Raw genomic sequence first — 25,437 nt, forward strand, 5'->3', positions numbered from 1 at the left:
GGCCCGCCGTATCGCCCGCCGCCGTGCAGCCCGCCCGCACGCGCGCCGAAACCGCCGGCGCACGCGCTCCGCCCCCTCGCGCCGCCCCGACCGCGCCCCACCGGCCGCCCACCGCGCGAATGCTAGAATCCGCGTTGTCCGTTCGCGGCGCGCGCCGCTCCACTCCCCTTTCAAGAATCGCCATGACGTCCCAACTGCACAAAAAGGGCGAGGCCTGGTCGGCCCGCTTTTCGGAACCGATGTCCGAGCTCGTCAAGCGCTATACGTCGTCGGTTTTCTTCGACAAGCGCCTCGCGCTCGTCGACATCGCCGGCTCGCTCGCGCACGCGAACATGCTCGCCGCGCAGAAGATCATCAGCGCCGACGATCTCGCCGCGATCGAGCGCGGGATGGCGCAGATCAAGGGCGAGATCGAGCGCGGCGAATTCGAATGGCAGCTCGATCTCGAGGACGTCCACCTGAACATCGAGGCGCGCCTGACCGCCCTCATCGGCGACGCCGGCAAGCGCCTGCACACGGGCCGCTCGCGCAACGACCAGGTCGCGACCGACATCCGCCTGTGGCTGCGCGGCGAGATCGACCGCATCGGCGGCTTGCTGAACGACCTGCGCGGCGCGCTCATCGACCTCGCCGAAAAGAACGCCGACACGATCCTGCCGGGCTTCACGCACCTGCAGGTTGCGCAGCCCGTCACGTTCGGCCATCACCTGCTCGCGTACGTCGAGATGTTCTCGCGCGACGCGGAGCGCATGCGCGACTGCCGCGCGCGCGTGAACCGCCTGCCGCTCGGCGCGGCCGCGCTCGCGGGCACGAGCTATCCGATCGACCGTCACGCGGTGGCCAAGTCGCTCGGCTTCGACGGCATCTGCGCGAACTCGCTCGACGCCGTATCCGATCGCGACTTCGCGATCGAATTCACGGCGGCGGCGGCGCTCGTGATGACGCACGTGTCGCGCTTCTCCGAGGAGCTGGTGCTGTGGATGAGCCCGCGCGTCGGCTTCATCGACATCGCCGATCGCTTCTGCACGGGCAGCTCGATCATGCCGCAGAAGAAGAACCCGGACGTGCCCGAACTCGCGCGCGGCAAGACGGGCCGCGTGAACGGCCACCTGATGGCGCTGCTCACGCTGATGAAAGGCCAGCCGCTCGCGTACAACAAGGACAACCAGGAAGACAAAGAGCCCCTCTTCGACACGGTCGACACGGTGGCCGACACGCTGCGGATCTTCGCGGAGATGGCGGCGGGCATCACGGTGAAGCCGGACGCGATGCGCTCGGCGGCGCTGCAGGGCTTCTCGACCGCGACGGATCTCGCCGACTATCTGGTCAAGCGCGGGCTGCCGTTCCGCGACGCGCACGAGGCGGTCGCGCATGCGGTGAAGGTCTGCGACGCGCGCGGCATCGATCTCGCGGACCTCTCGCTCGACGAAATGAAGCAGGAGCTGCCGAACGTCGCGCACCTGATCGGCGACGACGTGTTCGACTATCTGACGCTCGAAGGCTCGGTCGCGAGCCGCAACCATCCGGGCGGCACCGCGCCGGACCAGGTGCGCGCGGCGGCGAAGGCGGCGCGCGCGGCGCTCGGCAAGTAAGCTCGCATGCACGTGGCGGACACCGAATGGTGTCCGTCTTTTTTATTTGCCGGGCGAAACGCCGGGCAGCCCACAAAGCGATGCGCGCCCGGCCGCGCCGATATGCGCCGGCGGCTCGTCGCGATCGACGGGCACACGGCTAACGCGAAACCGGGCGCGGCAAGCGACACGCGGCGATCGCCGCGACGGCGCGCACCGCTTTCGGCTGCCCGCGCGCTCGGCGACCACGCTGGCGACGCCGCCCGAACGCGCGACGGTGCGCAGCCCGCGGCCCACGCCTCGATACACGGACGACAACCCATGTTCTCAGCGGCAATCTTCGATATGGACGGCCTGCTCGTCGATTCCGAGCGGACCATCATGAGTACGTGGATCGACGTCTCGCGCGCGCACGGCGTCGCGCTGTCGTCCGCCGACTATCTGCAGATCGTCGGCCGCTCGTTCCGCGAAGGCCAGACGATCCTCGCCGGCCTGCTCGGCGACGACGCGTTCCGCTCGGTGTCCGCGCAGGTGCGCACGCAGCTCGCCGCACCGCAGCCTCATCCGAAGTTTCCGCTGAAGGCGGGCGCGCACGCGCTCCTGACGACGCTCGCCGACGCCGGCGTGCCGTGCGCGGTCGCGTCGTCGTCCACGCGCGACGTGATTCGCACGCGGCTTCACGCGGTCGGCGTGCTGGAGCGCTTCGCCGCGATCGCGGGCGGCGACGAAGTGGAGCGCGGCAAGCCCGATCCGGCCGTCTACCGGCTCGCGGCCGAACGGCTGAACCTGCCCGCGCACGCGTGCGTCGCGTTCGAGGACAGCGATTTCGGCGCGCTCGCCGCAACGCGCGCGGGCGCGTCTGTCGTCACCGTGCCGGACCTGAAGGCGCCGACGCCCGAGATCGTCGCGCTGAGCCTGCGCGTGCTCGATTCGCTCGACGACGCGGTCGCGCTCGTGCCCGCGTGGTTCGGGCCGCGCGCCGCGCACGCGTGAGCGGACGCGGCGCCGCCGCGCAGCGGACACGCAAGATCGACACGAGGATGGCGGCGGGCGGCCTCACCGGCGCGCGCCAAAGAAACGGGAGACGAACCCCGGCCGCGGTGCGCTGAGCGCTCAGCGATTGTTGACCGTCTCCGAGAACCGCTTGAGCGTCGCGACGCGCGCGCCGATCAGATCCACGCGCCCGTCCTCGCTGATAAGCGGCGTCGTCGCGTCGCGAAACGCGGCCCACTCGCGCTGCGCGGCGACGAGCGTCGGCAGCGAGGCCGCAGGCATCCGCGCCTGCAATTTCGCGTAATAGCGGTTCATGTCGAAGAGCGCATGCTCGCAAGCCGCATCGCGCATGCAAGGCCGCACGCGGTGCACGGCGCCCTTGTCGCCGCCCGGCTGCGCGTAGCGGTCGGCGGCGCCGCGCAGCGCGAGCGCGCGGTCGCGCACCGGCTGCAGCCGCATGTCGGCGCTCGCCATCGCGTACATCGTCCCCTGCGTCGTCTCGTAGACCGCGCGCACCAGATGCGCCTCGTCCTTGCGCCACGCGAGCCAGCGGCGCTGGCTCTCCTGCCAGCCGCGCCGCGCGTCGGCGGGCGCCGCCTTCTGCAGCCGCTGGTACGCGGCGTCGACTTCGCCGAGCCACCGCTGACGCGCCTCGTCCATGCACTGGATCTGGCCCGCCGTCGACGAGCGGTCGCGCCGCGCGAGACACTGCCGCATCGCGACGTCGATCGGATCGGCCGCCGCGACTTCCGCGTGCGCCGCGCCCGCCGCGAGCCATCCGGCGAGCGCGGCGGCGGCCAGGCGCGCGAGCGTCTTGCGGACTGCCGTCATCGTCAATCGCGCACGCAGTCGACGTAGTACTCGATGCGCCCGTTCATCTCTTCCGCGACGAGACCGTGGATGTCGGTGTGAAAGCCCGGGAAGCGCTCGTTGAAATCGCGCGCGAACCGCAGGTAGTTGACGATCGTCTTGTTGAAGCGCTCGCCCGGAATCAACAGCGGAATGCCCGGCGGATACGGCGTCAGCAGGATGCTCGTCACGCGCCCTTCGAGCTCGTCGAGCGGCACGCGGTCGATCTCGCGGTGCGCGAGCTTCGCGAACGCGTCGGACGGCTTCATCGCCGGCTCCATGTCCGACAGGTACATCTCGGTCGTGAGGCGCGCGATGTCGTTCGCGCGGTACACGTCGTGAATCTGCGTGCAGAGATCGCGCAGGCCGACGCGCTCGTAAAGCGGATACTGCGCGACGAACTCGGGCAGCACGCGCCAGAGCGGCTGGTTGTTGTCGTAATCGTCCTTGAACTGCTGCAGCTCGGTCACCATCGAGTTCCAGCGGCCCTTCGTGATGCCGATCGTGAACATGATGAAGAACGAGTACAGGCCCGTCTTCTCGACGATGATCCCGTGCTCGGCCAGATACTTCGTGACGATCGCGGCCGGAATGCCCGTCTCGCCGAATTCGCCGTCGACGTCGAGCCCCGGCGTGATGATCGTCGCCTTGATCGGATCGAGCATGTTGAAGCCTTCCGCGAGCGGGCCGAAGCCGTGCCAGCGATCGTTCGGCTTCAGCAGCCAGTCGGCGCGCGAGCCGATCCCCTCGTCCGACAGGTTGTCCGGGCCCCACACGCTGAAGAACCAGTCGGCGCCGTACTCGGCGTCGACCTTGCGCATCGCGCGGCGGAAGTCGATCGCCTCGGCGATCGATTCCTCGACGAGCGCGGTGCCGCCCGGCGGCTCCATCATCGCGGCCGCGACGTCGCACGACGCGATGATCGCGTACTGCGGGCTCGTCGACGTGTGCATCAGGTACGCCTCGTTGAAGCGGTGCTTGTCGAACGTGCGGTTCTCCGAATCCTGCACGACGATCTGCGACGCCTGCGAAATGCCCGCGAGCAGCTTGTGCGTCGAGTGCGTCGCGAACACGAGCGCGCCCGTGCGCGGCCGGCCCGCGCCGATCGCATGCATGTCCTGGTAGAACGGGTGGAACTCCGCGTGCGGCAGCCACGCCTCGTCGAAGTGCAGCGTGTCGACGAGGTCGCCGAGCAGATCCTTGATCTGCTCGACGTTGTAGACCACGCCGTCGTACGTGCTCTGCGTGATCGTCAGGATTCGGGGCTTCGCGTTCGGGTTCTTCGCGAGCGCCTCGCGCGCGAACGGGTTCGCCTCGATCTTCTTGCGGATGTTCTCCGGCTTGAACTCGTCGCGCGGAATCGGCCCGATGATGCCGAAGTGATTGCGCGTCGGCGTGAGGAACACGGGGATCGCATGCGTCATCGTGATCGCGTGCAGGATCGACTTGTGGCAGTTGCGGTCGACGAGCACGATGTCGCCTGGAGCGACGGTCGCGTGCCAGACGATCTTGTTCGACGTCGACGTGCCGTTCGTCACGAAGAACAGGTGATCGGCGCTGAAGATCCGCGCGGCGTTGCGCTCGGACGCGGCCACGGGGCCCGTGTGGTCGAGCAGCTGGCCGAGCTCGTCGACCGCGTTGCAGACGTCCGCGCGCAGCATGTTTTCGCCGAAGAACTGGTGGAACATCTGGCCGAGCGGGTTCTTCAGGAACGCGACGCCGCCCGAGTGGCCGGGGCAGTGCCACGAGTACGAGCCCTCGTCGGCGTACTTGACGAGCTCCTTGAAGAACGGCGGCGAGAGCGAATCGAGATAGACCTTCGCCTCGCGGATGATGTGGCGCGCGACGAACTCCGGCGTGTCCTCGAACATGTGGATGAAGCCGTGCAGCTCGCGCAGGATGTCGTTCGGCAAATGGCGCGACGTGCGCGTCTCGCCGTACAGGAAGATCGGGATGTCCGCGTTGCGGCGGCGCACCTCGGTCACGAACGCGCGCAGCTCGATGATCGCCGTCGCGAGCTCGGGCAGCTCGCCGTCCGCGCCGATTTCACCGAGCATCAGCTCGTCGTCGTCGATCGACAGGATGAAGCACGACGCGCGGCTCGACTGCTGAGCGAACGACGTCAGGTCACCGTAGCTCGTGAGGCCGAGCACTTCGACGCCTTCTTTCTCGATCGCCTCCGCCAGCGCCCGGATGCCGGAGCCCGAGATGTTCTCGGAGCGAAAATCTTCGTCGATGATGACGACGGGAAAACGAAACTTCATGGGCGATTCTCCAAAAAGAACGACCGCGGCGCGCGGGCATGAACAGGCCCTGGCGCAGCGGTCACCCGGACTGGCGATAGGTCAGATCGATATGCAAGCAGATCAGGTTTTCGGCAGCGTGACACCGCGCTGTCCCTGATACTTGCCGCCGCGGTCGGCGTACGACACGTCGCAGACTTCGTCGCTCTCGAAGAAGAGCACCTGCGCGACGCCCTCGTTCGCGTAGATCTTCGCGGGCAGCGGCGTCGTGTTCGAGAATTCGAGCGTCACGTAGCCTTCCCATTCGGGCTCGAACGGCGTCACGTTGACGATGATCCCGCAGCGCGCGTACGTCGACTTGCCGAGGCAGACGGTCAGCACGGTGCGCGGAATGCGGAAGTACTCGACGGTGCGCGCGAGCGCGAACGAGTTCGGCGGAATGATGCACACGTCGCCCTTGAAATCGACGAACGAGCCTTCGTCGAAGTTCTTCGGATCGACGATCGTCGAATTGATGTTCGTGAAGATCTTGAATTCGTCCGCGCAGCGGATGTCATAGCCGTAGCTCGACGTGCCGTAGCTGACGATCCTGCGGCCGTCCTCGGCGGCGCGAACCTGATCGGGCACGAACGGCTCGATCATCTTGTGCTCTTCGGCCATGCGCCGAATCCACTTGTCGGACTTGATGCTCATAAAAAGGCGCCGGAAAACGCTGCGTGTCTGGATGAATGCCGCCGGACGTTCCGGCGGCCGTGAAAGGCGCACATTTTACGCGATCGCGAACGGACCGACTCGCGTCATTGCCGCACGACGCCGCACGCGAGCGCGGGCCCCGCGCCGTGCTGCGGGAACGCCGGGTCGCCCGGATCGCGGTGGACGAGCACCGAGCGGCCGAGCACCGAGCGCACGCCGTCGAGCGCGACGTCCGGCGCGACGATGAAGCCCGCCGCGACGCCGTTCGCATCCGCGTGGATGTTGCCGAGATCGCCGCCGACGCGCGCGCCCGCGCGCAGGCGGTCCGCCGCGGGCGCGAACACGGCGCCCGCGCTCGAGCCGTCGGCGGCGTTGCAGTCGCCGCGCTCGTGGATTTGCAGCGCGTGATCGGTGTTGGGCGGCAAGCCCGCGAAGTTGTACGTGACCTGCACGCCGTCGGGCCGCTCGGCGAGCGTCACGGTGCCGCGCGCCTGGCTGCCGACCGTCGGCTGGAGCAGCGCGTCGGCGCGCTTTTCGTGTTGCGATGCAAAAGTGGTGCAGCCGGCCAAAAGGCCGATGGCGGCCAGGACAAGCGGCGCATTGAGCGCGAGCCACCCTGGCACGCCGTCGAGTCGTCGTTTCATGCGATCCTCATGCCGGGCGGAACGCTCGGACGAGCGCCCGCCGGGCCGGTAAAGGGGACCTTCGGGAAAGTCGTCATGATACCGTGACTCGCCACGCCGCCGACACCGTCGGACGCGGCCCTGCCGGGATTTTACGTATTTTGTACAACGATCGTCGGAAACTTCGACGACATGTCCCGCGCGCGCTCGGCGATCGCGATCGCGACGCCCCGCGCGATCGCGCGGTAGCGCTCGGCGAGCTTGCCTTGCGGGTCCGCGACGACGGTCGGCGCGCCGCTGTCCGCCTGCTCGCGGATGCGGATGTCGAGCGGCAGGCTGCCGAGCACGGTCACGCCGTACTCCCGCGCCATCCGCTCGGCGCCGCCCGCGCCGAACACGTGCTCCTCGTGCCCGCAGTTCGAGCACACGTGGATGCTCATGTTCTCGACGATGCCGAGGATCGGGATGTTCACCTTCTCGAACATCTTGAGGCCCTTCTTCGCGTCGAGGAGCGCGATGTCCTGCGGCGTCGTGACGATCACGGCGCCCGTCACCGGCACGCGCTGCGCGAGCGTGAGCTGGATGTCGCCCGTGCCGGGCGGCATGTCGACGATCAGATAGTCGAGATCGCGCCAGTTGGTCTGGCGCAGCAGTTGCTCGAGCGCCGACGTCGCCATCGGGCCGCGCCACACCATCGGATTGTCCTCGCCGACCAGAAAGCCGATCGAGTTCGCCTGCAGCCCGTGGCCGACGAGCGGATTCATCGATTTGTTGTCGGGCGACTCCGGCCGCTCGTGAATGCCGAGCATCGTCGGCAGCGACGGACCGTAGATGTCGGCGTCGAGGATGCCGACCGACGCGCCTTCCGCCGCGAGCGCGAGCGCAAGGTTCACGGCCGTCGTGCTCTTGCCGACGCCGCCCTTGCCGGACGCCACCGCGACGATGTTCTTCACGTTCGGCAACAGTTGCACGCCGCGCTGCACCGCATGCGCGGCGATTTCCTGCGACACGGCGACGCGCGCGTCGCGCACGCCCGCCACGGCGGACAACGCCGCGGCGACCCGCGCGCGCGCGTCGTCGAACTGGCTCTTGGCCGGATAGCCGAGCACGACGTCGGCCGAAACGGTGTCGCCGTCGATCGTCACGTTGCGGATGCCGCGGTGCGCCGCGTACGGGCGGCCGGTGTTCGGGTCGACGACTGCCGCGAGTGCGGCGTCGACGAGCGCCCTGTCGATACTCATCGAAACTCCGTGGGAACGTCGCTCAAAATCGCCTAAAACGTCAACTACCTTCAAATATCAGGGCGAAAAGCGAGAAAAGTGAAAGAATTTATTGCACGCCATTGCGGAAAGCCGACTTGCGGAGCAATCTTCGCGGGCGGCGCGCTTCGGGGCCACATCGGGGCCACACCGCCTATATTGTAGAGGCTGGGGCGCGCTTGGTCCTAACAGCCATCCTGGCGAACGGGGCTTGTCCGCAATCGCGGCAGGCCCGGCCGCCCGGAGCAGGACTGATCGATGCGCTCGCGCCCGCACAGCCGGCGCGCGGGCAACCCCCGCCGAAAGAGCGGTTCTTTTTTGTTCTTGTCGAGTCACTCAAGAGAGGAAACCAAGATGAATACCAAAATCGCGACGCGCTTGTCCGTTTTCGCTCTCGCCGGCGCCCTGCTGGCGGGTTGTGCAACCCCGCAAGGCACCAACACGGCTGTCGGCACCGGTACCGGCGCCGCGCTCGGCGCGGGCATCGGCGCGCTGGCGGGCGGCGGCAAGGGCGCCGCGATCGGCGCCGGCGTCGGCGCGCTCGTCGGCGGCGTGACGGGCTACAACTGGCAAGCGATCAAGAACAAGCTCGCGCCGTCCGCGCAACAGACGGGCACGCAGGTCACCGAACAGCCGGACGGCTCGCTCAAGCTGAACGTGCCGAGCTCGGTCACGTTCGCGACCGACCAGTATGCGATCACGCCGGCGTTCACGCCGCTCCTGAACGACCTCTCGTCGACGCTGAACCAGAACCCGCAGATCACCGCGTCGGTCGTCGGCTACACCGACAGCACGGGGTCGGCCGCGCACAACCAGACACTGTCGCAGAATCGCGCGCAAAGCGTCGTGAACGCGCTGTCGCAGCGCGGCGTCGCGGGCGGCCGCCTGTCGGCGCAAGGCATGGGCGCGTCGAACCCGATCGCCGACAACGCGACGGAAGCCGGCCGCGCGCAGAACCGCCGCGTCGAGATCTACCTGCGCGCTCCGCAAGCGGCGCAGTAATTTCGACCGCCGGAGAATGGCGCGCCGAGCCCCGCCGGACAAGGCTTTCGAGGCAGCTCGTAACAACTCGAAAAATTTTTCGAACTTCTTCCGAGCTGCGTAGTCTGTCTTTACGGTACGTGACTGGTGCTGCCGGCGCGTCACCATTCTCCTCTTGTCGTTGTTGCTCCGGGGCAAAGTCCGCCCCGGTTTTTTTTGCCCGCACGCAACCGCGCTGCGCCGCAACATCCGACCGCCCCGCCGCGTTGCCAGCCGACGCAAACATAGCCGCTTTACGCGCGGCTTTCAATTCGCCGAATATTACGATTCGTGACGCGTGACGAACGCGCCGGCGAGCGCCGCGCCGCGACCCGGCCGGAAGTGCGCAGCTGCGCGCGGCCGGCCCGCACTTCGGCCAAGCGGCCGCCCTGCTAGAATCGCAGCTTCCCTACGATTTTCCCCAAGCAGTCCCTTCAGAGACCCTATGTCCGCATCCGACCTCAACTCCGTGCAGGCAGGCGCGCCGCAAAGCCGGCGCCAGATCCTCGCCACGTCCGCGCTGCCCTATGCGAACGGGCAGATTCACATCGGCCACCTGGTCGAGTACATCCAGACCGACATCTGGGTGCGGACGATGCGAATGCACGGCCACGAGATCTACTACATCGGCGCGGACGACACGCACGGCACGCCCGTCATGCTGCGCGCCGAGCAGGAGGGCGTGACGCCGAAGCAGCTGATCGAGCGCGTGTGGCGCGAGCACAAGCGCGACTTCGACAGCTTCGGGGTGTCGTTCGACAACTTCTACACGACCGATTCGGACGAGAACCGCGTGCTGAGCGAGAAGATCTATCTCGCGCTGAAGGAGGCGGGCTTCATCGCCGAGCGCGAGATCGAGCAGGCATACGACCCCGTCAAGGAAATGTTCCTGCCGGACCGCTTCATCAAGGGCGAGTGCCCGAAGTGCCACGCGAAGGACCAGTACGGCGACAGCTGCGAGGTGTGCGGCACGACCTACCAGCCGACGGATCTCGTCAATCCGTACTCGGTCGTGTCCGGCGCGACGCCCGTGCGCAAGACGTCGACGCACTACTTCTTCCGCCTGTCCGATCCGCGCTGCGAGGCTTTCCTGCGCGAATGGGTGAGCGGCCTCGCGCAGCCCGAGGCGACCAACAAGATGCGCGAATGGCTCGGCGACGCGGGCGAAGCGAAGCTCGCCGATTGGGACATCTCGCGCGACGCGCCGTACTTCGGCTTCGAGATCCCCGGCGCGCCCGGCAAGTATTTCTACGTGTGGCTCGACGCGCCCGTCGGCTACTACGCGAGCTTCAAGAACCTGTGCGAGCAGCGCGGCATCGATTTCGACGCGTGGATCAAGAAGGATTCGACGACCGAGCAGTATCACTTCATCGGCAAGGACATCCTGTACTTCCACACGCTGTTCTGGCCCGCGATGCTCGAGTTCTCGGGCCACCGCACGCCGACCAACGTGTTCGCGCACGGCTTCCTGACCGTGGACGGCGCGAAGATGTCGAAATCGCGCGGCACGTTCATCACCGCGCAAAGCTACATCGACACGGGCCTGAACCCCGAATGGCTGCGCTACTACTTCGCCGCGAAGCTGAACGCGACGATGGAAGACCTCGACCTGAACCTCGAGGACTTCCAGGCGCGCGTGAACAGCGACCTCGTCGGCAAGTACGTGAACATCGCGAGCCGCGCGGCGGGCTTCCTGCTCAAGCGCTTCGACGGCCGCGTGCAGGACAGCGCGATGAACCATCCGCTTCTCGCGACGCTGCGCGACGCCGTGCCGCAGATCGCCGCGCACTACGAGGCGCGCGAGTACGGCCGCGCGCTGCGCCAGACGATGGAACTCGCGGATGCGGTCAACGGCTACGTCGACACCGCGAAGCCGTGGGAACTCGCGAAGGACCCGGCGAACGCGGTCGCGCTGCACGAAACGTGCAGCGTGAGCCTCGAGGCGTTCCGCCTGCTGTCGCTTGCGCTCAAGCCCGTGCTGCCGCGCGTCGCGCAAGGCGTCGAAGCGTTCTTCGGCATCGCGCCGCTCGTGTGGGCCGACGCGAACCGGCCGCTGTCGTCCGAGCAGCCGATCCGCGCGTATCAGCACCTGATGACTCGCGTCGATCCAAAGCAGATCGACGCGCTTCTCGCCGCGAACCGCGGCTCGCTGCAAGGCACCGCCGCGGCCGACGCGGGCGCGGCGAACGGCGGCGGCAACGTCGCGAAGAATGCGAAAAGCGCGAAGGCCGCGAACGCGACGAACGCGGCGGCGCCCGCCGACGACGATGCATCGCCGATCATCGCGATCGACGATTTCGCGAAGATCGATCTGCGCATCGCGAAGATCGTCGCGTGCCAGGCCGTCGAAGGCTCGGACAAGCTGCTGCAGCTCACGCTCGACGTCGGCGAGGAGAAGACCCGCAACGTGTTCTCCGGCATCAAATCCGCGTACCAGCCGGAGCAGCTCGTCGGCAAGCTGACGGTGATGGTCGCGAACCTCGCGCCGCGCAAGATGAAGTTCGGCGTGTCGGAGGGAATGGTGCTCGCCGCGTCGGCGGCCGACGAGAAGGCCGAACCGGGCCTCTACATTCTCGAGCCGCATAGCGGCGCGAAGCCCGGCATGCGCGTGAGGTAAGCGAGCGCATCGACGCGATAGATCCGGAGGGCCGCTTTCGCGGCCCTCCGCGTTTCTGCGGGAACGTACGCGGCATGGCGCAGTCGCATGCATCGCGCATCGCGCATCGCGCATCGCGCATCGCGCATCGCGCATCGCGCATCGCGCATCGCGCATCGCGCATCGCGCATCGCGCATCGCGCATCGCGCATCGCGCATCGCGCATCGCGCATCGCGCATCGCGTTTTGCGTTTTGCGTTTTGCGTTTTGCGTTTTGCGTTTTGCGTTTTGCGTTTTGCGGTTCGACGTTCGCGGTTCGACGCTCGCGTTTCGCGCCACGTCCATGTGCGGCGCTGAGCGCCGAACGCCTCACACCTCACGCCTCACCGGCTACGTCGCGCGCCGCGCTTCACGCTTCATGCGTCACGCCTCACACGTCGGGCATCCCCTGCCGTGCCTCGCCTTCACGCTCGTGACGAAGCTCAAATATCCGAAGCCCGGAATCGTCTCGATCGACGTGAAGCCCGCGTCCGCCAGCATCGCCGACAACTCGCGCGACGTGTACTGCTCGCCCTGGGTCCAGCCGATCACCATCCGGCTGTACGCGGCGGCGGCGAGCGGCCCGCTCTTGTCGTCGCGATAGAACATCCCGTGCGGCACGCTGCGCCAGCGCCGCATTCGAATCGAGCGCGCGCAGTCGCGCGTGCCTCACGCGCCGACACAACGATGCGAAGATTAATTTCCTCGATGAATGTCAAGCGGGCGCTTACGCGGCGGCGCGCGCCGCGCAAGCGATGCATGAAGCGGCGCACGCATCGCGCCCGTCGTGCAACGGGGCGGCATCGCACGCCGCCGGCGGCGCGACGAACGCCGCGCCGCACGCGTCACCACCAGCGATCGAAGCGCCGCGTGTAGTTGAGGTCGACGCCCTGGAACGTGCCGCCATACGCGGATATCGCCCAGAACCGCGTCAGGTTGATCGTCGCCTTGAACGCGTTGCTCGCCGACTGCAGCCCCTGCTCGTAGCCGAGCACGAAGCGCTCGTTGATCGCCTTCGACACGAGCACGACCTGCGGATCGGTCAAGCCCACGTCGCTGCGGCCGACCGACACTTCGTCGAGCCCGACCGTCTGCGCGACGCGCTTGCCGGTCGCGCTGCCGAGAAGCGCGAGCGCCGTCGTCATCGCGTTCTGCTGGCCGAGGTTGTTGCCCTGATCGGTGCCGTGGCCGAACAGGAGCCACGACAGCTTCTCGTTGTCGTTCACGTTCGGCTCGGACACGAGCCTCACGCTCGGCGACTGCACGGTGCCTGTCACCTGCACGCCCGCCTCGACTTCCTGATTGCGGCGCATCGCGAGAATGTTGATGCCCGGATTCGACACCGGCCCGTTGAACGTGAAGAAGCCGTTCTCGATCGCGAGCCTGCGGCCGAACGACGTGTAGGTCGAGCCTTCCGTCACGCGCACGTTGCCGACCGCGCGCAGCGGCACGCCGGGCGCGCTCATCACCGTCACCGTGCCGGCGAGCCGCAAATCCGCGCCGTGGCCCTTGAAGCGGAAGTCGCGGCCGAGCCCGATGTCGATGTTCGCGCGCGGCGCGAGCGACGGCGCGGGCTTCTCGGTCGCGGGCGCGGGCTTCGCGATCGCGGTGCCCGTCTTCGTCTCGCCGCGCTCGAGGCTGCCCGGGCGCACGATCACGACGTCGTCCGACAGATGCGGCGCCGCCTCTTCCGGCAAATCGAACAGCGCGCGATCGACGGCGAACTTGCCGTTGATCGCGATGCCGCCGCGCGGCGCGTCGTTCTCGACGACCGCCTTGCCCGACAGCGACAGCTTACGGTCCGGCGCGGCGAAAATCTCGAGCCTGTCGGCGACGATGCTCGCCGTCAGGTCCGGCTCGCTGCCGTCGAGCCGCACGCGGCCGATCGCGCGCAGCGTGCCGTCGCCGCCGTGGAACTCGACCTGCTGGAACTCGACGAGGTTCTCGGTCAGCTTCACGCGCACGATTCCGCCCTTCAACTGCACGCCCTGGTCGACGAGCGTCGCCGACAGGTTGTCGCCCGTCAGCGCGCCCGAGAGCTTCGGCTTCGCGGGCGTGCCCGCGACGGTCAGCTTCAGCGCGGCGCGGCCGTCGAGCAGATAGCTCGGGCCGAACAGGCCGCCCGTCGATTGCAGCGCCGGCACGTCCGCGTCGACGCGGCCCGTGAGCGGTCCGTCCTCGGCAATGCCGAACACGCCGTCGCGCAACGCGAACGGCACTGTGACGTTCGCGTCGAGCGTGCCGATGCGGCTCGCCTTCGCGTGAGCGGTGGCGCTCAGCCGGTTGCCCGGCACGAACGTCGCGCGCGCCGACAGATCGCCGATGCCGAGCGACGCGACGCCGCGCCCAGTCTCGATCGTCACGTCGCCGCTTCGGCGCCGGATCTGCGCGTAGCCCGCGGCGGTGTCGCCGAGCGTCACGTCCCAGTCGCCATCGAGGATCAGGTCGGTACGCAGCGGCGAACGCTTGCCCGTGAGCTCCGCGCGAATCTCGAGCGCGCGTGCCACCGACAGGTTCGTGATCGCGCCCGCCGTGCGCAGCCGGCCGCGCTCGAGCGCGAACGATTTCAGATCGAGCGTCGCGCCTTCGACGGACAGCTTCGCCGCGCTCAGCGTCAAGCGCTGCGCGCCCGCCGAGATCGCGAGCGGCGAATCGAGCGAGATCGACGGCGTGCCGCGATTCGACAGCCGCGTGACGGTGCCGTCCCAGCGCATCCCGTCGCGCGTTTCGACGACGCCGCCGTTCGCCGCGACGGCGAGATTGATCACGCGGCCTTCGGCGATACCGACCGCGGTCGCGTCGAACGCATGCTTCGCGCGCGTGCCGTTCAGATGCGCGGACAGCGTCTTCAGGCTGATCGAGCCGAGCGCGATGTCGTTCGCGTCGGCGGTGAACACGAGCGCGCCTTTCGCGCCGTCGCGAATGTCCGCGCGGCCTTGCGCGGAACCGATCCGGTTCGCGCCGAACACGACGCCCGTCGCCGTGTAGTCGGCGACGACATTCGGATGCGCGAACGAGCCCGTCAGCTCGCCGTTCGCGCGCACGAGGCCCGCGAGGCCGAAGCCGAGGCGCTCGAGCTGCGGCGCGTCGACGTTGAAGCGCAATCGGTCGCCGGGCGCGCCGAAGCTGCCGCGCAAATCGACCTGGTTGCCCGCGATCGAAAGATTCGCGTTGCTCGGCAGTATCCGCGCGCCCGCCATCTGCACGGTGCCCTCGCCCGTCATCGGCAGGCCGTCGTAGACGCTGTCGCCGAGCTTGAACTGCGCCTTCGTCGAGAAGCCGGGCGCGAGCGCGCCCGTCGCGGCGAGCGTGCCGTTCACGCGCGCCGTGCCCGCACGCGGGCCCGCGGCCTGCGCGATCTTCGCGCCGCCGCCCTTCGCGGCTTGCGCGCCCTTTGCGGTCTGCGCGCCTTTGCCGCCGCCCGCCTTCGCGCCGGCCGCCGCCAGCGCGAGCGGATCGAAATCGACGAGCCTCGCCTTCAGGTCGTACGTCGAGCGCGCGTCGTGCTCGAGCACGCCCGCGAGCTCGACGCGCCCCTTGCCCGCCGTCACGCGCGCGTCGGCGATCGTCGTCTGCTTCGCATCGAGCTTGATCTTCGCCTTCGCGCCGAGCGCGAGCTTCGCGTCGGCGAGGTCGAAGTCGATCGTCTGCACGCCCGGCTCGAGCGCGACGCCGACGGGGCCCGCGAGCCGCGTCGGCCGCAGCGCGGCGACGAACGCGTTCAGATCGAGATTCGCGACCTTCAGGTCGAACTTGCCGCGGCCGTTCGCGAGCGCGCCGCCGCCCGTCACGCTGCCGTCGCGGATCGTGCGCACGGCGAGCGCGTCGATGCGCTGTGCGTGCGCGTCGAGCCGCACATTCGCGTGCGCGTCGACGAGCGGCAGCAACTCGTCGGCGAGCGCGCCGGGCTTCGCGTTGACGATCGACACCGGGCCCGCGACGACGAACGCCTTCGGCGTGTTCGCATCGGGCGTCGCGGGCTCGAGCTGCGCGCGCACCGCGAGATCCGCGACGGGCGCGCCCGGCGACAGCGCGCGCGGATTCACGTGATCGAACACGATCGACGCGCGCGTGAGCGGCACGTCCGAAAACGGCGCGGCCTCGACGTGCGCGCGGCCCGCGAGCTTCATCCCCGATGCGTCGAGATCCGCGACGAGCGCCTCGAGCGAACCCGACACGCGCGCGCGCGCGTCGACCGGCTCGCCCGAGAACTTGCCCGCATAGGTCGCGCCGCCTTCGATCGCGAACGGCCGCACGCCGTCGAGCCGCGCGTTCGCGGTGAGCGAGCCGAACGGCGTGTCGAGCCGCTCGAGCGTCGCGTCGTGATGTCGGCCGTCGCTCGCGCCGCGGAAGATGAGGCTGTCGAGCTCGGTCGTGGAGCCGGCTTCGCGGATCAGCAGCTTGTCGAAGCGCAGATCGTCGATCGCGAGTTGCAGCGGCAGTTGCAGATCCTTCGGCATCACCGTCGGCGAAGGCGGCGACGGCGCGACGCGCACGTCGATCGTGCCCGCGCGCAGCGACGCGATCGTGAAGCGCCACGGCGCGCGCGCGAGCGCCCAGCGTCCGGCGACGCGATCGATCCTTACTTCGGTGCCCGAGCCGTCGGGGCTCGTCCACGCGAGTTGTTCGAGCCGCACGCCGGCCGCGAGCGTGCCGCCTTCGAGCGTGCCCGCGAGCCGCCCGCCGAGCAGCTTGACCGCCGCTTGCCACGCGAGCTGCGTGCCGCGCTCGGTCGTCGCGGCGGCGAAGAGCGCGCCCGCCGTCGCGACGACGAGCACGACGGCGACGAGCGCCGCCCATCCGAGCGCGGCGAGCGCGCGCCGGCCGGGCGAGCGCCGCCGCTTCGGCTCGGGCGCGCGCCCGCCGCCGGGCGCGCCGCCGTCCGGTGCGTTGGGAGGAGTCGGTTCGGATACGTCCTTCGTCATGCCAAATGAAAAAAATCAGAATGCGATGCCGAGCGTCAGATACGGACGCACGCTCTTGTTCTTCAAGCCGTAAGCGAGATCGAAATTGACCGGGCCGACCGGGCTGCGCCAGCGCACGCCGAGCCCAGCGCCCGGATAGAACACCTTCTCGCCCCACGCGTCGGTCGCGGTGCCGATGTCGAAGAAGGTCGCCGCGCCCCAGTCGCGATTGAACCAGTGCTGGTATTCGGCCGTGCCCGACACGAGGTATTTGGTCGGCAGCACCGAGCCGTCGACCGAGTTGCCGATGCTCTGATAGCCGTAGCCGCGCACCGAGTTCGAGCCGCCCGCGCGGAACAGCAGCGACGCCGGCACGCCCGAGGAGCTGCCGCTCGTGAACACGCCGCCCAGCTCCGCGCGAAACACGAACAGGTCGCGCTTGCCGATCGGCACGTACTGCTGGCCGCGCGCGTAGCCGCGGATGAACGTCTGGTCGGTCAGCACGCCCTTCACCGCGAAGCTGGCTTCCGCGTGGATCAGGTTGCCCGAGCGCGGGAACAGCGGATCGTCGACGTTGCGGCGCGTCCACGCCCATTGCGGCACGAGCGCGCGGCTCGTGGTCGGGCCGGCGCCGTTCTGGTCGAGCCGGTCCTGATAGAGCATCAGCGAATACGAATAATCGATGAACTGGGCGTTGCGCGTGCGCTGCGCGCCCACGCGCGCGCTGTAGATCCGCGTGTCCGACACGTTCGTGTTCGTGTACGACGCGAGGATGCTGTTGGTCCACGCGCGCGAGCCGGGCGGCATCGACAGCTGCACCTGCCCGTACTGCTGGATCTGGTCGACCCGCCCCGACACCGACAGCGGCCACGCGGCGCCGAACGTGTCGAGATACGTGTACGAGCCCTGGATGTGCGGCCCCGTGTCGGTCGCGTAGCCGATCCCGCCGCGCACGCTGTTGTACTGGTATTCGCTGACCTTCACGTGCACGGGCGTGTCGAGCGGGCGCGCGGCGTCGTCGGACACGTCGATCGCGACGCTCGCGTAATACGGCGTGTTCTGCAACTGGCGCTGCAGCTCGGCGATGCGCTTCGCGTCGTAGATCTCGCCCGGCGACAGCGGATTCACGTTGCGCACGATCTTCTCCGGATAGCGGCGCGTGCCGGACACGTTAAGCTCGCCGATCGTAAACGTCGGCCCGCTGGCGAACGTCACCGCGAGCGTCGCCTCGCGCGTGCGCGGATCGATACGCGCCTCCGACGCGGTGATCTTCGCGCCGAGATAACGGCGCGACTGCAGTTGCCTGAGCGCCGCGTTCTTCGCGTCGTCCCAGCCGGACTGCGTGAACGCGTCGCCCGGCTTCAGCGAGAACGCGAGGCGCGTCGCGGTCTCCTGCTTCGGGTCCTCGCTCTCGACCGGGCCGTCGAATTTCAGATCGACCGCTGACACCACCGTCTGCGCGCCCGGATCGACCGACACCGTCACGCGGCGCTCGCCGCCCGTCGTGCGCACGTCGGTACGCACGACGGGCGAGAAGTAGCCGGCCGTCGCGGCGAGCTCGCGCACCTGCTGCGGCGTCGCTGTCACGAGGAAGTCGAACTGGTCCTCGCTCAGGTCTTCGCGCTTCGCGAAGCGGGCGATGTCGAGATGCTGCTTGAGGAGGCTCCTGACCGCGCGCGGCGCGTCGATCTCGACCGCGTACTTCGCGAACGCAGGCGCGGCAAGCGCGGCCGCGCAGCCGGCGAGCAACGCGCGCAGGCCGCGCCGCGCAAATGCGCGCCATCCGGGCGAGCGGCTCGGCGCGCCGCGCGCGGCGCGCGTGGATGCATGCTGTCGTGGTGCCCGCCCTGCCAAACAAGACCTCCGCTGTAAGAATTTCGTCGGACCAAAGCCGTCATTTGAACACAGTGCGATGCGCGCAGAACGCGCGTTCGACCACGCCGACGCATGGCGCCCGCGCATTCGACGCCGCTTTACCGCCGGCTGTTCCCGGCGTTGCGGTAAAATCTCGTCGATCGAACCCGCGGGCGCGCCGCGCCCGGCTCAGAACGGAAAGCCAAGCCATGCCGTACCAGTCCGACATCACGCAATTCCTGAATCAGTTGAAGCAGCAGAAGCCGACGCTCGAAGAAGAACAGCGCAAGGGCCGTTCGCTGCTGTGGGACAAGCAGCCGATCGACCTCGAGGAGCGCGACGCGCAGCGGCAATCGCGCGTGCGCCAGACTTCGTACGTCTACTATCAGAACTTCTGACGCCGTGAGCGCCGCCGACGAGGCCAGCGCCAGCGCGCAGCCCGAAGACGCGATCGCCGCGCCCGCCGGCGCCGATTCGACGCCCGACACGGTCGACGGCGTCGCGGCGTTCGCGCGCCTGTACGGCGAGCCGCTCTTCAAGCTGCCGCAGGATCTGTACATTCCGCCGGACGCGCTCGAAGTCTTTCTCGAAACGTTCGAAGGCCCGCTCGATCTGCTGCTGTACCTGATCCGCAAGCAGAACTTCAACGTGCTCGACATTCCGATGGCGGAAGTCACCGCGCAGTATCTCGGCTACGTCGACCAGATCCGCGAATCGAATCTGGAGCTCGCGGCCGAGTACCTGCTGATGGCGGCGATGCTGATCGAGATCAAGTCGCGGATGCTGCTGCCCGTGAAGAAGGTGGACACGGGCGAGGACGCGGAGGACCCGCGCGCCGAGCTCGTGCGGCGCCTGCTCGAATACGAGCAGATGAAGCTCGCCGCGCAGCGTCTCGACCGGCTGCCGCAGCTCGGCCGCGACTTCCTGCGCGCCGAGGTGTACATCGAGCAGAGCATCACGCCGCGCTTCCCCGACGTGAACTCGGACGACCTGCGCGCCGCGTGGGCCGACGTGCTCAAGCGCGCGAAGCTCGTCCAGCATCACAAGATCTCGCGCGAGGAGCTGTCGGTGCGCGAGCACATGAGCCTCATCCTGCGCAAGCTGCAGAACGCGCGCTTCATGGAGTTCGCCGATTTGTTCGACACGTCGCGCGGCGTGCCCGTCGTCGTCGTCAACTTCATCGCGATGCTCGAGCTCGCGCGCGAATCGCTCGTCGAAATCACGCAGGCCGAACCGTTCGCGCCGATCTACGTGCGGCTCGCTTATCTGCCGGCTTGAGCGCGTTTCGCGCGGCGCCCGGCGCTGCGCGCAAACGCCGCGGCCGGGCGCACGTGCGCTTGCCGTGCACCCCCCTCTTCTTTCGCGTCGTCGCTTCGGTTCGTCGCGCGCGCGGACATGGCGCGAAATCAACCGTGTTCGCGCGTGCCGGCGCGCGCGCCGCGCCATTTCATCCGACGATTCCAGGCGTCACGTGTAACGGCGGCCAACCGCACGCCGACATGTAACGATACGTGACGACGCGTGAAGATCAATGCCGTGCAGGCCGTCGAAGCGGTGACGCGCGCCGGCGTACGGCGGATGCGTGGGTTCCGCGTCTGCGGATGCGCGAATTCGATTCCGCCGCCGACCTTGGCGAAGCCGCACCGCCGCCGCCAATTCGGCTTCCCCCATTTGATCCACGCGCCCGCGCCCCGTGTTCGCCGATTAAAGTGAACGATCGTGCTTTTATCGATGCGCTAAAGCGGCAAATCCTCTACAATCGCCGACGCTCGACGCCCTGCGCGGCGTTCCGGCCACGACGATCCCGACCACGCCGCCTCCGCGCGGCCAACGCGCCCGCCGCGCGAGGAACCGCCCACTCATGAAAGTCATCAGCTCGATCCAGGAACTGCGCGACCAGTTGCGCGGCCAGAACCGCACGGCGTTCGTGCCGACGATGGGCAACCTGCACGAAGGCCACCTGTCGCTGATGCGGCTCGCGCGCCAGCACGGCGACCCGGTCGTCGCGAGCATCTTCGTGAACCGGCTCCAGTTCGGCCCGAACGAGGACTTCGACAAGTACCCGCGCACGCTGCAGGAAGACATCGAGAAGCTGCAGAAGGAAAACGTCTACGTGCTGTTCGCGCCGACCGAGCAGGGCATGTACCCCGAGCCGCAGGAATACCGCGTGCAGCCGCCGCACGATCTCGGCGACATCCTCGAAGGCGAGTTTCGCCCGGGCTTCTTCACCGGCGTGTGCACGGTCGTCACGAAGCTGATGGCGTGCGTGCAGCCGCGCGTCGCCGTGTTCGGCAAGAAGGACTATCAGCAGTTGATGATCGTGCGCCGGATGTGCCAGCAGCTCGCGCTGCCCGTCGACATCGTCGCCGCCGAAACCGTGCGCGACGCCGACGGCCTCGCGCTGTCGTCGCGCAACCGCTATCTGAGCGAGGCCGAGCGCGCGGAGGCGCCCGAGCTCGCGAAGACGCTCGCGCGGGTGCGCGACGCGGTGCTGGGCGGCGAGCGCGACCTCGCGGCGATCGAGAAACGCGCGCTCACCCACCTCGCCGCGCGCGGCTGGAAGCCCGACTACGTGTCGATCCGCCGGCGCGCGAACCTCGTCGCGCCGACGGCGGCGCAAACCGAGGCGGGCGAGCCGCTCGTCGTGCTCACGGCCGCGAAACTCGGCCCGACGCGCCTCATCGACAATCTGGAAATCTGACGGCCGGCCACGCAGCCGGCCGCTCTTCGTCTGGTAGCACCAAGGGAGCCCATCATGCAGCGCCACATGCTGAAATCGAAGATCCACCGCGCGGCGGTCACGCACTGCGAGCTGCATTACGAAGGCTCGTGCGCGATCGACGAGGATCTGCTCGAAGCCGCGAACATCGTCGAGAACGAGCGGATCGACATCTGGAACATCAACAACGGCGAGCGCTTCTCGACGTACGCGATCAAGGGCGAGCGCGGCAGCGGAATGATCTCGCTGAACGGCTCGGCCGCGCGCCGCGCGCAGCTCGGCGACCTCGTGATCATCGCCGCGTTCGCGATGATCGACGAGGCAGAGCTGAAGGCCGGCTGGAAGCCCAATCTCGTGTTCGTCGGCGACGACAACAAGATCAAGGGCAGCCGCGATCACGTGCCGACGCAGAACTGGACCTGAACCGCGTCCGGGCGGCTGCGCGGGCGGTATCGGGCGATATCGGGCCGTTTCTGGCCGTTTCTGGCCGTTTCTGGCCGTTTCTGGCCGTTTCTGGCCGTTTCGGACCGTATCAGGCGGTGTCAGGCGGCGTAGGCCGTGTAGCCGTGTAGCCGGTGACGGTATGGCGGCGTAGGCGGTATCGCACGGGCCGCGCCGCTGGTATGACGAATCCGGGGCGCGGCGCACGGCGGCGCAATCGAGGCGTGTCGCGCCGAAATCCCGGTGCGGCGCTTCGCGCGACTTCCATGGTGCCGGCACTCGCGATTGCTGCCGACGCCGCCGGTGTTTCGACACGGACGGTTTGCGCGAAGCCGATGCCGGCGCGTGCACGAAGCGGCTCGGCAACGCATCCGACATGCGAGATGCGGCACGCGACATGCAACGCCCCCGCCATTCCGGCCGCCCTTTCCCCGACTATCGAATACGGGCCGATCGCCCGTCTCGGCCCGGTATGTCGCCTCGAGATGTTGCCTCGAGATGCCGCCGCGAACGCGCGACGCGCGCAAGCCGCGTGCGACGACGCCGTCAGCCGCCGCTCCCGGCGCGCCACCGCCGCCGGCACGCTACGCCTTCAACGCCCACTCGACGATCGGCTCCCACTGCTCGAGATCCTTCTCGACGCGGCTTTTCGCGACGTCCCACAGCGTGAGGCCGTGCGCGGCGAGCTGCACGTAGTTCTGCGTGTCGCGCAGATAGCCGAGCACCGGCAGATCGAGCCCCTCGACGAAGCGGTGCAACTGCTCGGCCGAACGCGTGCGCGCGTCGACCCGCATCCCGACGATCCCCACCTTGATCGCGCCCTTCTTCACGGCCTTCTCGCTCGCGAGGCGCTGGAGGAATTGCTGGGTCGCGAGGATATCGAACATCGACGGCTGCAGCGGCACGATCACCTTGTCGGCAAACTCGAGCGCGACGTTCATCCGGTTGCCGTGCAGGCCGGCCGGCGTATCGACGATCGCGTATTCGAGACCGCGCGGCGGCTTCGACGGCGAATCGGGATCGAGCGCCCAGGTCTCGATCGCGGGCAGCGCGGCCGGCCGCAGATCGAGCCACGCGTGCGCGGACTGCTGCCGGTCGAGATCGGCGAGCGCGGCCCATGCGCCCTGCGCCGCGAAATACCCAGCCAGATTGGTGGACAGCGTGCTCTTGCCGACGCCGCCCTTCGGATTCGCCACCACGATCACCGTCATGAATTCCCCCGAAGAAGCCGCGCGGCGCGACGCCTGGCACAGGCGCCGCGCCGCGAAAAATGCGGATACAGGGAGCGATGATATCGGCAAATGCGCCTGCACCGAAACGGGTTCGTCCGCACTTGGGCGAACGGACGACGGCGAAGCGGCGCTCGCGCGGCCCAAACGACGCTCGCCGCGCCGCCACGGCCCCCGGCGCGGACGGCCGCCCCAAACCGCCGCGAACGGGCGGCCGCAGCAGCCGGAACGCCGCTTACGCGGCCCTGCCGGCCAAGCCGCGCGCGCCGCCGAGCGCGAACGCGCCGGCCCCGAGCAGCGCCTGGACGACGAGCGTGAGCGCCCAGAACGCCGGATATTCCCAGCCGCCGTGCGGCGCGGCGAAGCTCCAGCCATTCGGCAAGTGCGTCATCGTCGCGCCGAGCATGAACGGCAGCAGCACGAGCGACGCGAGCCGCACCCGCACGCCGGCGAAAAGCGCGAGGCCGCCGACGAGCTCGACGACCGTCGTCACGTAGGCGAGCCAGCCCGGCAGGCCGAGCGACGCGAAGAACTGCGCGGTGCCGGGCAGCGTGAACACGAAGACCTTCTGCGCGACGTGCGCGAGGTACAGCACGCCGAGCGCGACGCGCAGCAACGCCGCGCCGACATCGTTCAAACGGTTCGAATCCATGTTGGGGTTCCCTTTCGTCGAAGTTTGGATGGAATGCACTTTATTCGAACCAAATTCGGCAAAAAACAGCCGATCAGACTTATATTATTTCCTATTTGGAATTAATGACGCCAAGGGTACGACGAGGCAATCCGACGAGCCGCCGCCGACATCACGCGAACGCCGCAAACACGCGATCGAGATCGAGGTGCGCCGCGAGCGTGTCCGCAAGCCGCTCGAGCGACGCCTCGCGCAACGCCGGATAGTCGACCGGCTCCGCGCCGCCGAGCCCCGCCCATTCGAGCAGCGCCGCGCACGCGTCGGGCGTGTCGAAGAGCCCGTGCAGGTAGGTCGCGAGGATCTGCCCGTCCGCCGACACCGCGCCGTCCGGCCGCTCGCCGTCCGCCCCCGCGAGCACGAGCGCCGGCGACGCGAGCGCCGGCCCATGCGTTTGCCCCATGTGGATCTCGTAGCCGGACACGCGCGCGCCGCCCGCGAACGCGAGCCGCCCCGTCGCGTTGACGAGCGTCTTCCGCGGCGTGAGCGTCGTCGCGTAGTCGAGCAGGCCAAGGCCCGCGCTCGCCGCGCCCGCCGCGCCTTCCACCCCGTGCGGATCATCGAGCGCGCGGCCGAGCATCTGCATGCCGCCGCAGACGCCGATCACCTTGCCGCCGTAGCGCAAATGGCGCTTGATCCGCGCGTCCCAGCCCGCGTCGCGCAGCCATGCGAGATCGGCGAGCACGTTCTTCGAGCCGGGCAGGATCAGCAGATCGGCGTCGGGCACGGGCCCGCTCTTCCAGTACGTAAAATCGATGCGCGGATGCACGCGCAGCGCGTCGAAATCGGTGTGGTTGCTGATCCGCGGCAACGCGGGCACGACCACCCGCAGCACGCCCGCGTCGCGCCGCGACGCCGACGTGCGCGCGCTCGCGGGCAGCATGTCTTCCGCGTCGAGCGTGAGCCCGTGCAGGTACGGCAGCACGCCGAGCACGGGCTTGCCCGTCTGCGCTTCGAGCCAGCGCAGCCCCGGCTCGAGCAGCGCGGAATCGCCGCGAAAGCGGTTGATCACGAAGCCGCGCACGCGCGCGCGCTCGCTGTCCGACAGGCACGCGAGCGTGCCGACGAGATGCGCGAACACGCCGCCGCGATCGATGTCGGCGACGAGCACGACCGGACAGTCGACCGCCTCGGCAAACCCCATGTTCGCGATGTCGCCTTCGCGCAGATTGATCTCGGCGGGGCTGCCCGCCCCTTCGACGATCACCGCGTCGTACGCGGCGCGCAGCCGGCCGTACGATTCGAGCACCGCCCGCATCGCGACCGGCTTGTAGTCGTGATAGGCGCGCGCGTTCAGATTCGCGCGCGCCTTGCCGTGGACGATCACCTGCGCGCCGCGGTCGCCCGTCGGCTTCAGCAGCACGGGGTTCAGATCGGTATGCGCGTCGATGCCCGCCGCGAGCGCCTGCAGCGCCTGCGCGCGGCCGATCTCGCCGCCGTCCGCCGTCACCGCGCTGTTGAGCGCCATGTTCTGCGGCTTGAACGGCGCGACGCGCACGCCCGCGCGGCGCGCAAGCCGGCAGAGCCCCGCGACGAGCGTGCTCTTGCCCGCGTCGGACGTCGTGCCCTGAATCATCAGCGCGCCGCGCGGACGGGCGGCGTTGGCGTTGGCGTTGGCGTTGGCGTTGGCGTTGGCGTTGGCGTTGGCGTTGGCGTTGGCGGTCATCGTAAGCGAGGCGCGCGACGAATGGCGAAGGCCGCATTATCGCGCGGCCC

18 protein-coding genes and 2 pseudogenes are annotated in these 25,437 nt (G+C 68.7%); 9 read left to right on the forward strand and 11 right to left on the reverse strand.

All coding sequences use genetic code 11. The features are described 5' to 3' along the window. Positions 1 to 182 precede the first annotated feature (182 nt). Positions 183 to 1,592 carry an argininosuccinate lyase gene (gene argH, locus WT60_RS15135; RefSeq protein ID WP_059574753.1) on the forward strand — a complete coding sequence of 470 codons (1,410 nt, stop codon included), beginning with the start codon at positions 183 to 185 and terminating at the stop codon, positions 1,590 to 1,592. A 300-nt stretch (positions 1,593 to 1,892) separates the two neighbouring features. Beyond that, positions 1,893 to 2,564, forward strand: a complete 672-nt coding sequence (locus WT60_RS15145) for an HAD family phosphatase (RefSeq protein WP_060356693.1) — start codon at positions 1,893 to 1,895, stop codon at positions 2,562 to 2,564. A 120-nt stretch (positions 2,565 to 2,684) separates the two neighbouring features. On the opposite strand, the gene WT60_RS15150 is transcribed toward WT60_RS15145, so the two are convergent. From WT60_RS15150 to apbC, 5 genes are all read right to left on the reverse strand, one after another. Then, positions 2,685 to 3,395 carry a lysozyme inhibitor LprI family protein gene (locus WT60_RS15150; RefSeq protein ID WP_038751786.1) on the reverse strand — a complete coding sequence of 237 codons (711 nt, stop codon included), beginning with the start codon at positions 3,393 to 3,395 and terminating at the stop codon, positions 2,685 to 2,687. Between the two features lie 2 nt (positions 3,396 to 3,397). After that, the gene (locus tag WT60_RS15155) at positions 3,398 to 5,677 is read right to left on the reverse strand and encodes an arginine/lysine/ornithine decarboxylase (protein WP_038751788.1); all 2,280 of its coding nucleotides are present in this window, start codon (positions 5,675 to 5,677) and stop codon (positions 3,398 to 3,400) included. 102 nt (positions 5,678 to 5,779) lie between these two features. After that, positions 5,780 to 6,349, reverse strand: a complete 570-nt coding sequence (dcd, locus tag WT60_RS15160) for a dCTP deaminase (RefSeq protein WP_009892477.1) — start codon at positions 6,347 to 6,349, stop codon at positions 5,780 to 5,782. A gap of 104 nt (positions 6,350 to 6,453) precedes the next feature. Beyond that, entirely contained in the window at positions 6,454 to 6,993 is a 540-nt protein-coding gene (gene sodC, locus WT60_RS15165; RefSeq protein WP_038751791.1) for a superoxide dismutase [Cu-Zn], read from the reverse strand. Between the two features lie 131 nt (positions 6,994 to 7,124). Then, entirely contained in the window at positions 7,125 to 8,213 is a 1,089-nt protein-coding gene (apbC, locus tag WT60_RS15170; protein ID WP_059643660.1) for an iron-sulfur cluster carrier protein ApbC, read from the reverse strand. A 372-nt stretch (positions 8,214 to 8,585) separates the two neighbouring features. On the opposite strand from apbC, the gene WT60_RS15180 reads away from it, so the two are divergent. Together WT60_RS15180 and metG are read left to right on the forward strand one after the other, a co-directional pair. Further along, complete coding sequence (locus tag WT60_RS15180; protein WP_038751797.1) at positions 8,586 to 9,233, forward strand: OmpA family protein; 648 nt, start codon at positions 8,586 to 8,588, stop codon at positions 9,231 to 9,233. Positions 9,234 to 9,696: 463 nt separating this feature from the next. Further along, the gene (gene metG / locus WT60_RS15190; RefSeq protein ID WP_060356694.1) at positions 9,697 to 11,868 is read left to right on the forward strand and encodes a methionine--tRNA ligase; all 2,172 of its coding nucleotides are present in this window, start codon (positions 9,697 to 9,699) and stop codon (positions 11,866 to 11,868) included. 402 nt (positions 11,869 to 12,270) lie between these two features. Here metG and WT60_RS15200 read toward each other — a convergent pair. The 3 genes and pseudogenes from WT60_RS15200 to WT60_RS15210 all read right to left on the reverse strand — a co-directional run. Continuing rightward, positions 12,271 to 12,513: pseudogene (locus WT60_RS15200) on the reverse strand (hypothetical protein); the annotation flags it as partial. A 218-nt stretch (positions 12,514 to 12,731) separates the two neighbouring features. Continuing rightward, complete coding sequence (locus tag WT60_RS15205; RefSeq protein WP_060356695.1) at positions 12,732 to 16,811, reverse strand: translocation/assembly module TamB domain-containing protein; 4,080 nt, start codon at positions 16,809 to 16,811, stop codon at positions 12,732 to 12,734. Between the two features lie 15 nt (positions 16,812 to 16,826). Continuing rightward, on the reverse strand, positions 16,827 to 18,644 hold the full coding sequence (locus WT60_RS15210; protein WP_038745159.1) for an autotransporter assembly complex family protein: 1,818 nt from the start codon (positions 18,642 to 18,644) through the stop codon (positions 16,827 to 16,829). Between the two features lie 209 nt (positions 18,645 to 18,853). Between WT60_RS15210 and WT60_RS15215 the strand changes: the two genes are divergently transcribed. From WT60_RS15215 to panD, 5 genes are all read left to right on the forward strand, one after another. Further along, on the forward strand, positions 18,854 to 19,042 hold the full coding sequence (locus tag WT60_RS15215) for a DUF3460 family protein (RefSeq protein WP_038745162.1): 189 nt from the start codon (positions 18,854 to 18,856) through the stop codon (positions 19,040 to 19,042). Positions 19,043 to 19,046: 4 nt separating this feature from the next. Then, positions 19,047 to 19,922 (forward strand): ScpA family protein, encoded by an 876-nt coding sequence (locus WT60_RS15220; RefSeq protein ID WP_038745165.1) that lies wholly within the window; start codon positions 19,047 to 19,049, stop codon positions 19,920 to 19,922. A gap of 243 nt (positions 19,923 to 20,165) precedes the next feature. Next, positions 20,166 to 20,357, forward strand: a complete 192-nt coding sequence (locus WT60_RS33725; RefSeq protein WP_145986802.1) for a hypothetical protein — start codon at positions 20,166 to 20,168, stop codon at positions 20,355 to 20,357. A gap of 148 nt (positions 20,358 to 20,505) precedes the next feature. Next, on the forward strand, positions 20,506 to 21,345 hold the full coding sequence (gene panC / locus WT60_RS15230; protein ID WP_060356697.1) for a pantoate--beta-alanine ligase: 840 nt from the start codon (positions 20,506 to 20,508) through the stop codon (positions 21,343 to 21,345). A gap of 54 nt (positions 21,346 to 21,399) precedes the next feature. Then, positions 21,400 to 21,786, forward strand: coding sequence for an aspartate 1-decarboxylase (gene panD, locus WT60_RS15235; RefSeq protein ID WP_059574763.1), 387 nt, complete (start codon positions 21,400 to 21,402; stop codon positions 21,784 to 21,786). A gap of 602 nt (positions 21,787 to 22,388) precedes the next feature. Here the strand turns inward: panD and WT60_RS15240 are convergent. From WT60_RS15240 to WT60_RS15250, 3 genes and pseudogenes are all read right to left on the reverse strand, one after another. Beyond that, positions 22,389 to 23,015 carry a ParA family protein gene (locus WT60_RS15240; RefSeq protein ID WP_059643643.1) on the reverse strand — a complete coding sequence of 209 codons (627 nt, stop codon included), beginning with the start codon at positions 23,013 to 23,015 and terminating at the stop codon, positions 22,389 to 22,391. A gap of 253 nt (positions 23,016 to 23,268) precedes the next feature. Then, complete coding sequence (locus WT60_RS15245) at positions 23,269 to 23,685, reverse strand: DoxX family protein (RefSeq protein WP_060356698.1); 417 nt, start codon at positions 23,683 to 23,685, stop codon at positions 23,269 to 23,271. A 151-nt stretch (positions 23,686 to 23,836) separates the two neighbouring features. Then, positions 23,837 to 25,424 (reverse strand): annotated as a pseudogene (locus tag WT60_RS15250) (cobyric acid synthase). Positions 25,425 to 25,437 lie beyond the last annotated feature (13 nt).

Source organism: Burkholderia sp. MSMB617WGS, from assembly GCF_001532025.2.
GTDB classification, from domain to species: domain Bacteria; phylum Pseudomonadota; class Gammaproteobacteria; order Burkholderiales; family Burkholderiaceae; genus Burkholderia; species Burkholderia savannae.

Coding starts and splice junctions, on each gene's coding strand:
- WT60_RS15150 (WP_038751786.1), bottom strand. CDS start 3,395: ATGACGGCAGTCCGCAAGACGCTCGCGCGCCTGGCCGCCGCCGCGCTC.
- WT60_RS15245 (WP_060356698.1), bottom strand. CDS start 23,685: ATGGATTCGAACCGTTTGAACGATGTCGGCGCGGCGTTGCTGCGCGTC.
- WT60_RS15205 (WP_060356695.1), bottom strand. CDS start 16,811: ATGACGAAGGACGTATCCGAACCGACTCCTCCCAACGCACCGGACGGC.
- WT60_RS15240 (WP_059643643.1), bottom strand. CDS start 23,015: ATGACGGTGATCGTGGTGGCGAATCCGAAGGGCGGCGTCGGCAAGAGC.
- apbC (WP_059643660.1), bottom strand. CDS start 8,213: ATGAGTATCGACAGGGCGCTCGTCGACGCCGCACTCGCGGCAGTCGTC.
- panD (WP_059574763.1), top strand. CDS start 21,400: ATGCAGCGCCACATGCTGAAATCGAAGATCCACCGCGCGGCGGTCACG.
- metG (WP_060356694.1), top strand. CDS start 9,697: ATGTCCGCATCCGACCTCAACTCCGTGCAGGCAGGCGCGCCGCAAAGC.
- WT60_RS15180 (WP_038751797.1), top strand. CDS start 8,586: ATGAATACCAAAATCGCGACGCGCTTGTCCGTTTTCGCTCTCGCCGGC.
- sodC (WP_038751791.1), bottom strand. CDS start 6,993: ATGAAACGACGACTCGACGGCGTGCCAGGGTGGCTCGCGCTCAATGCG.
- WT60_RS15155 (WP_038751788.1), bottom strand. CDS start 5,677: ATGAAGTTTCGTTTTCCCGTCGTCATCATCGACGAAGATTTTCGCTCC.
- panC (WP_060356697.1), top strand. CDS start 20,506: ATGAAAGTCATCAGCTCGATCCAGGAACTGCGCGACCAGTTGCGCGGC.
- WT60_RS15145 (WP_060356693.1), top strand. CDS start 1,893: ATGTTCTCAGCGGCAATCTTCGATATGGACGGCCTGCTCGTCGATTCC.
- argH (WP_059574753.1), top strand. CDS start 183: ATGACGTCCCAACTGCACAAAAAGGGCGAGGCCTGGTCGGCCCGCTTT.
- dcd (WP_009892477.1), bottom strand. CDS start 6,349: ATGAGCATCAAGTCCGACAAGTGGATTCGGCGCATGGCCGAAGAGCAC.
- WT60_RS15215 (WP_038745162.1), top strand. CDS start 18,854: ATGCCGTACCAGTCCGACATCACGCAATTCCTGAATCAGTTGAAGCAG.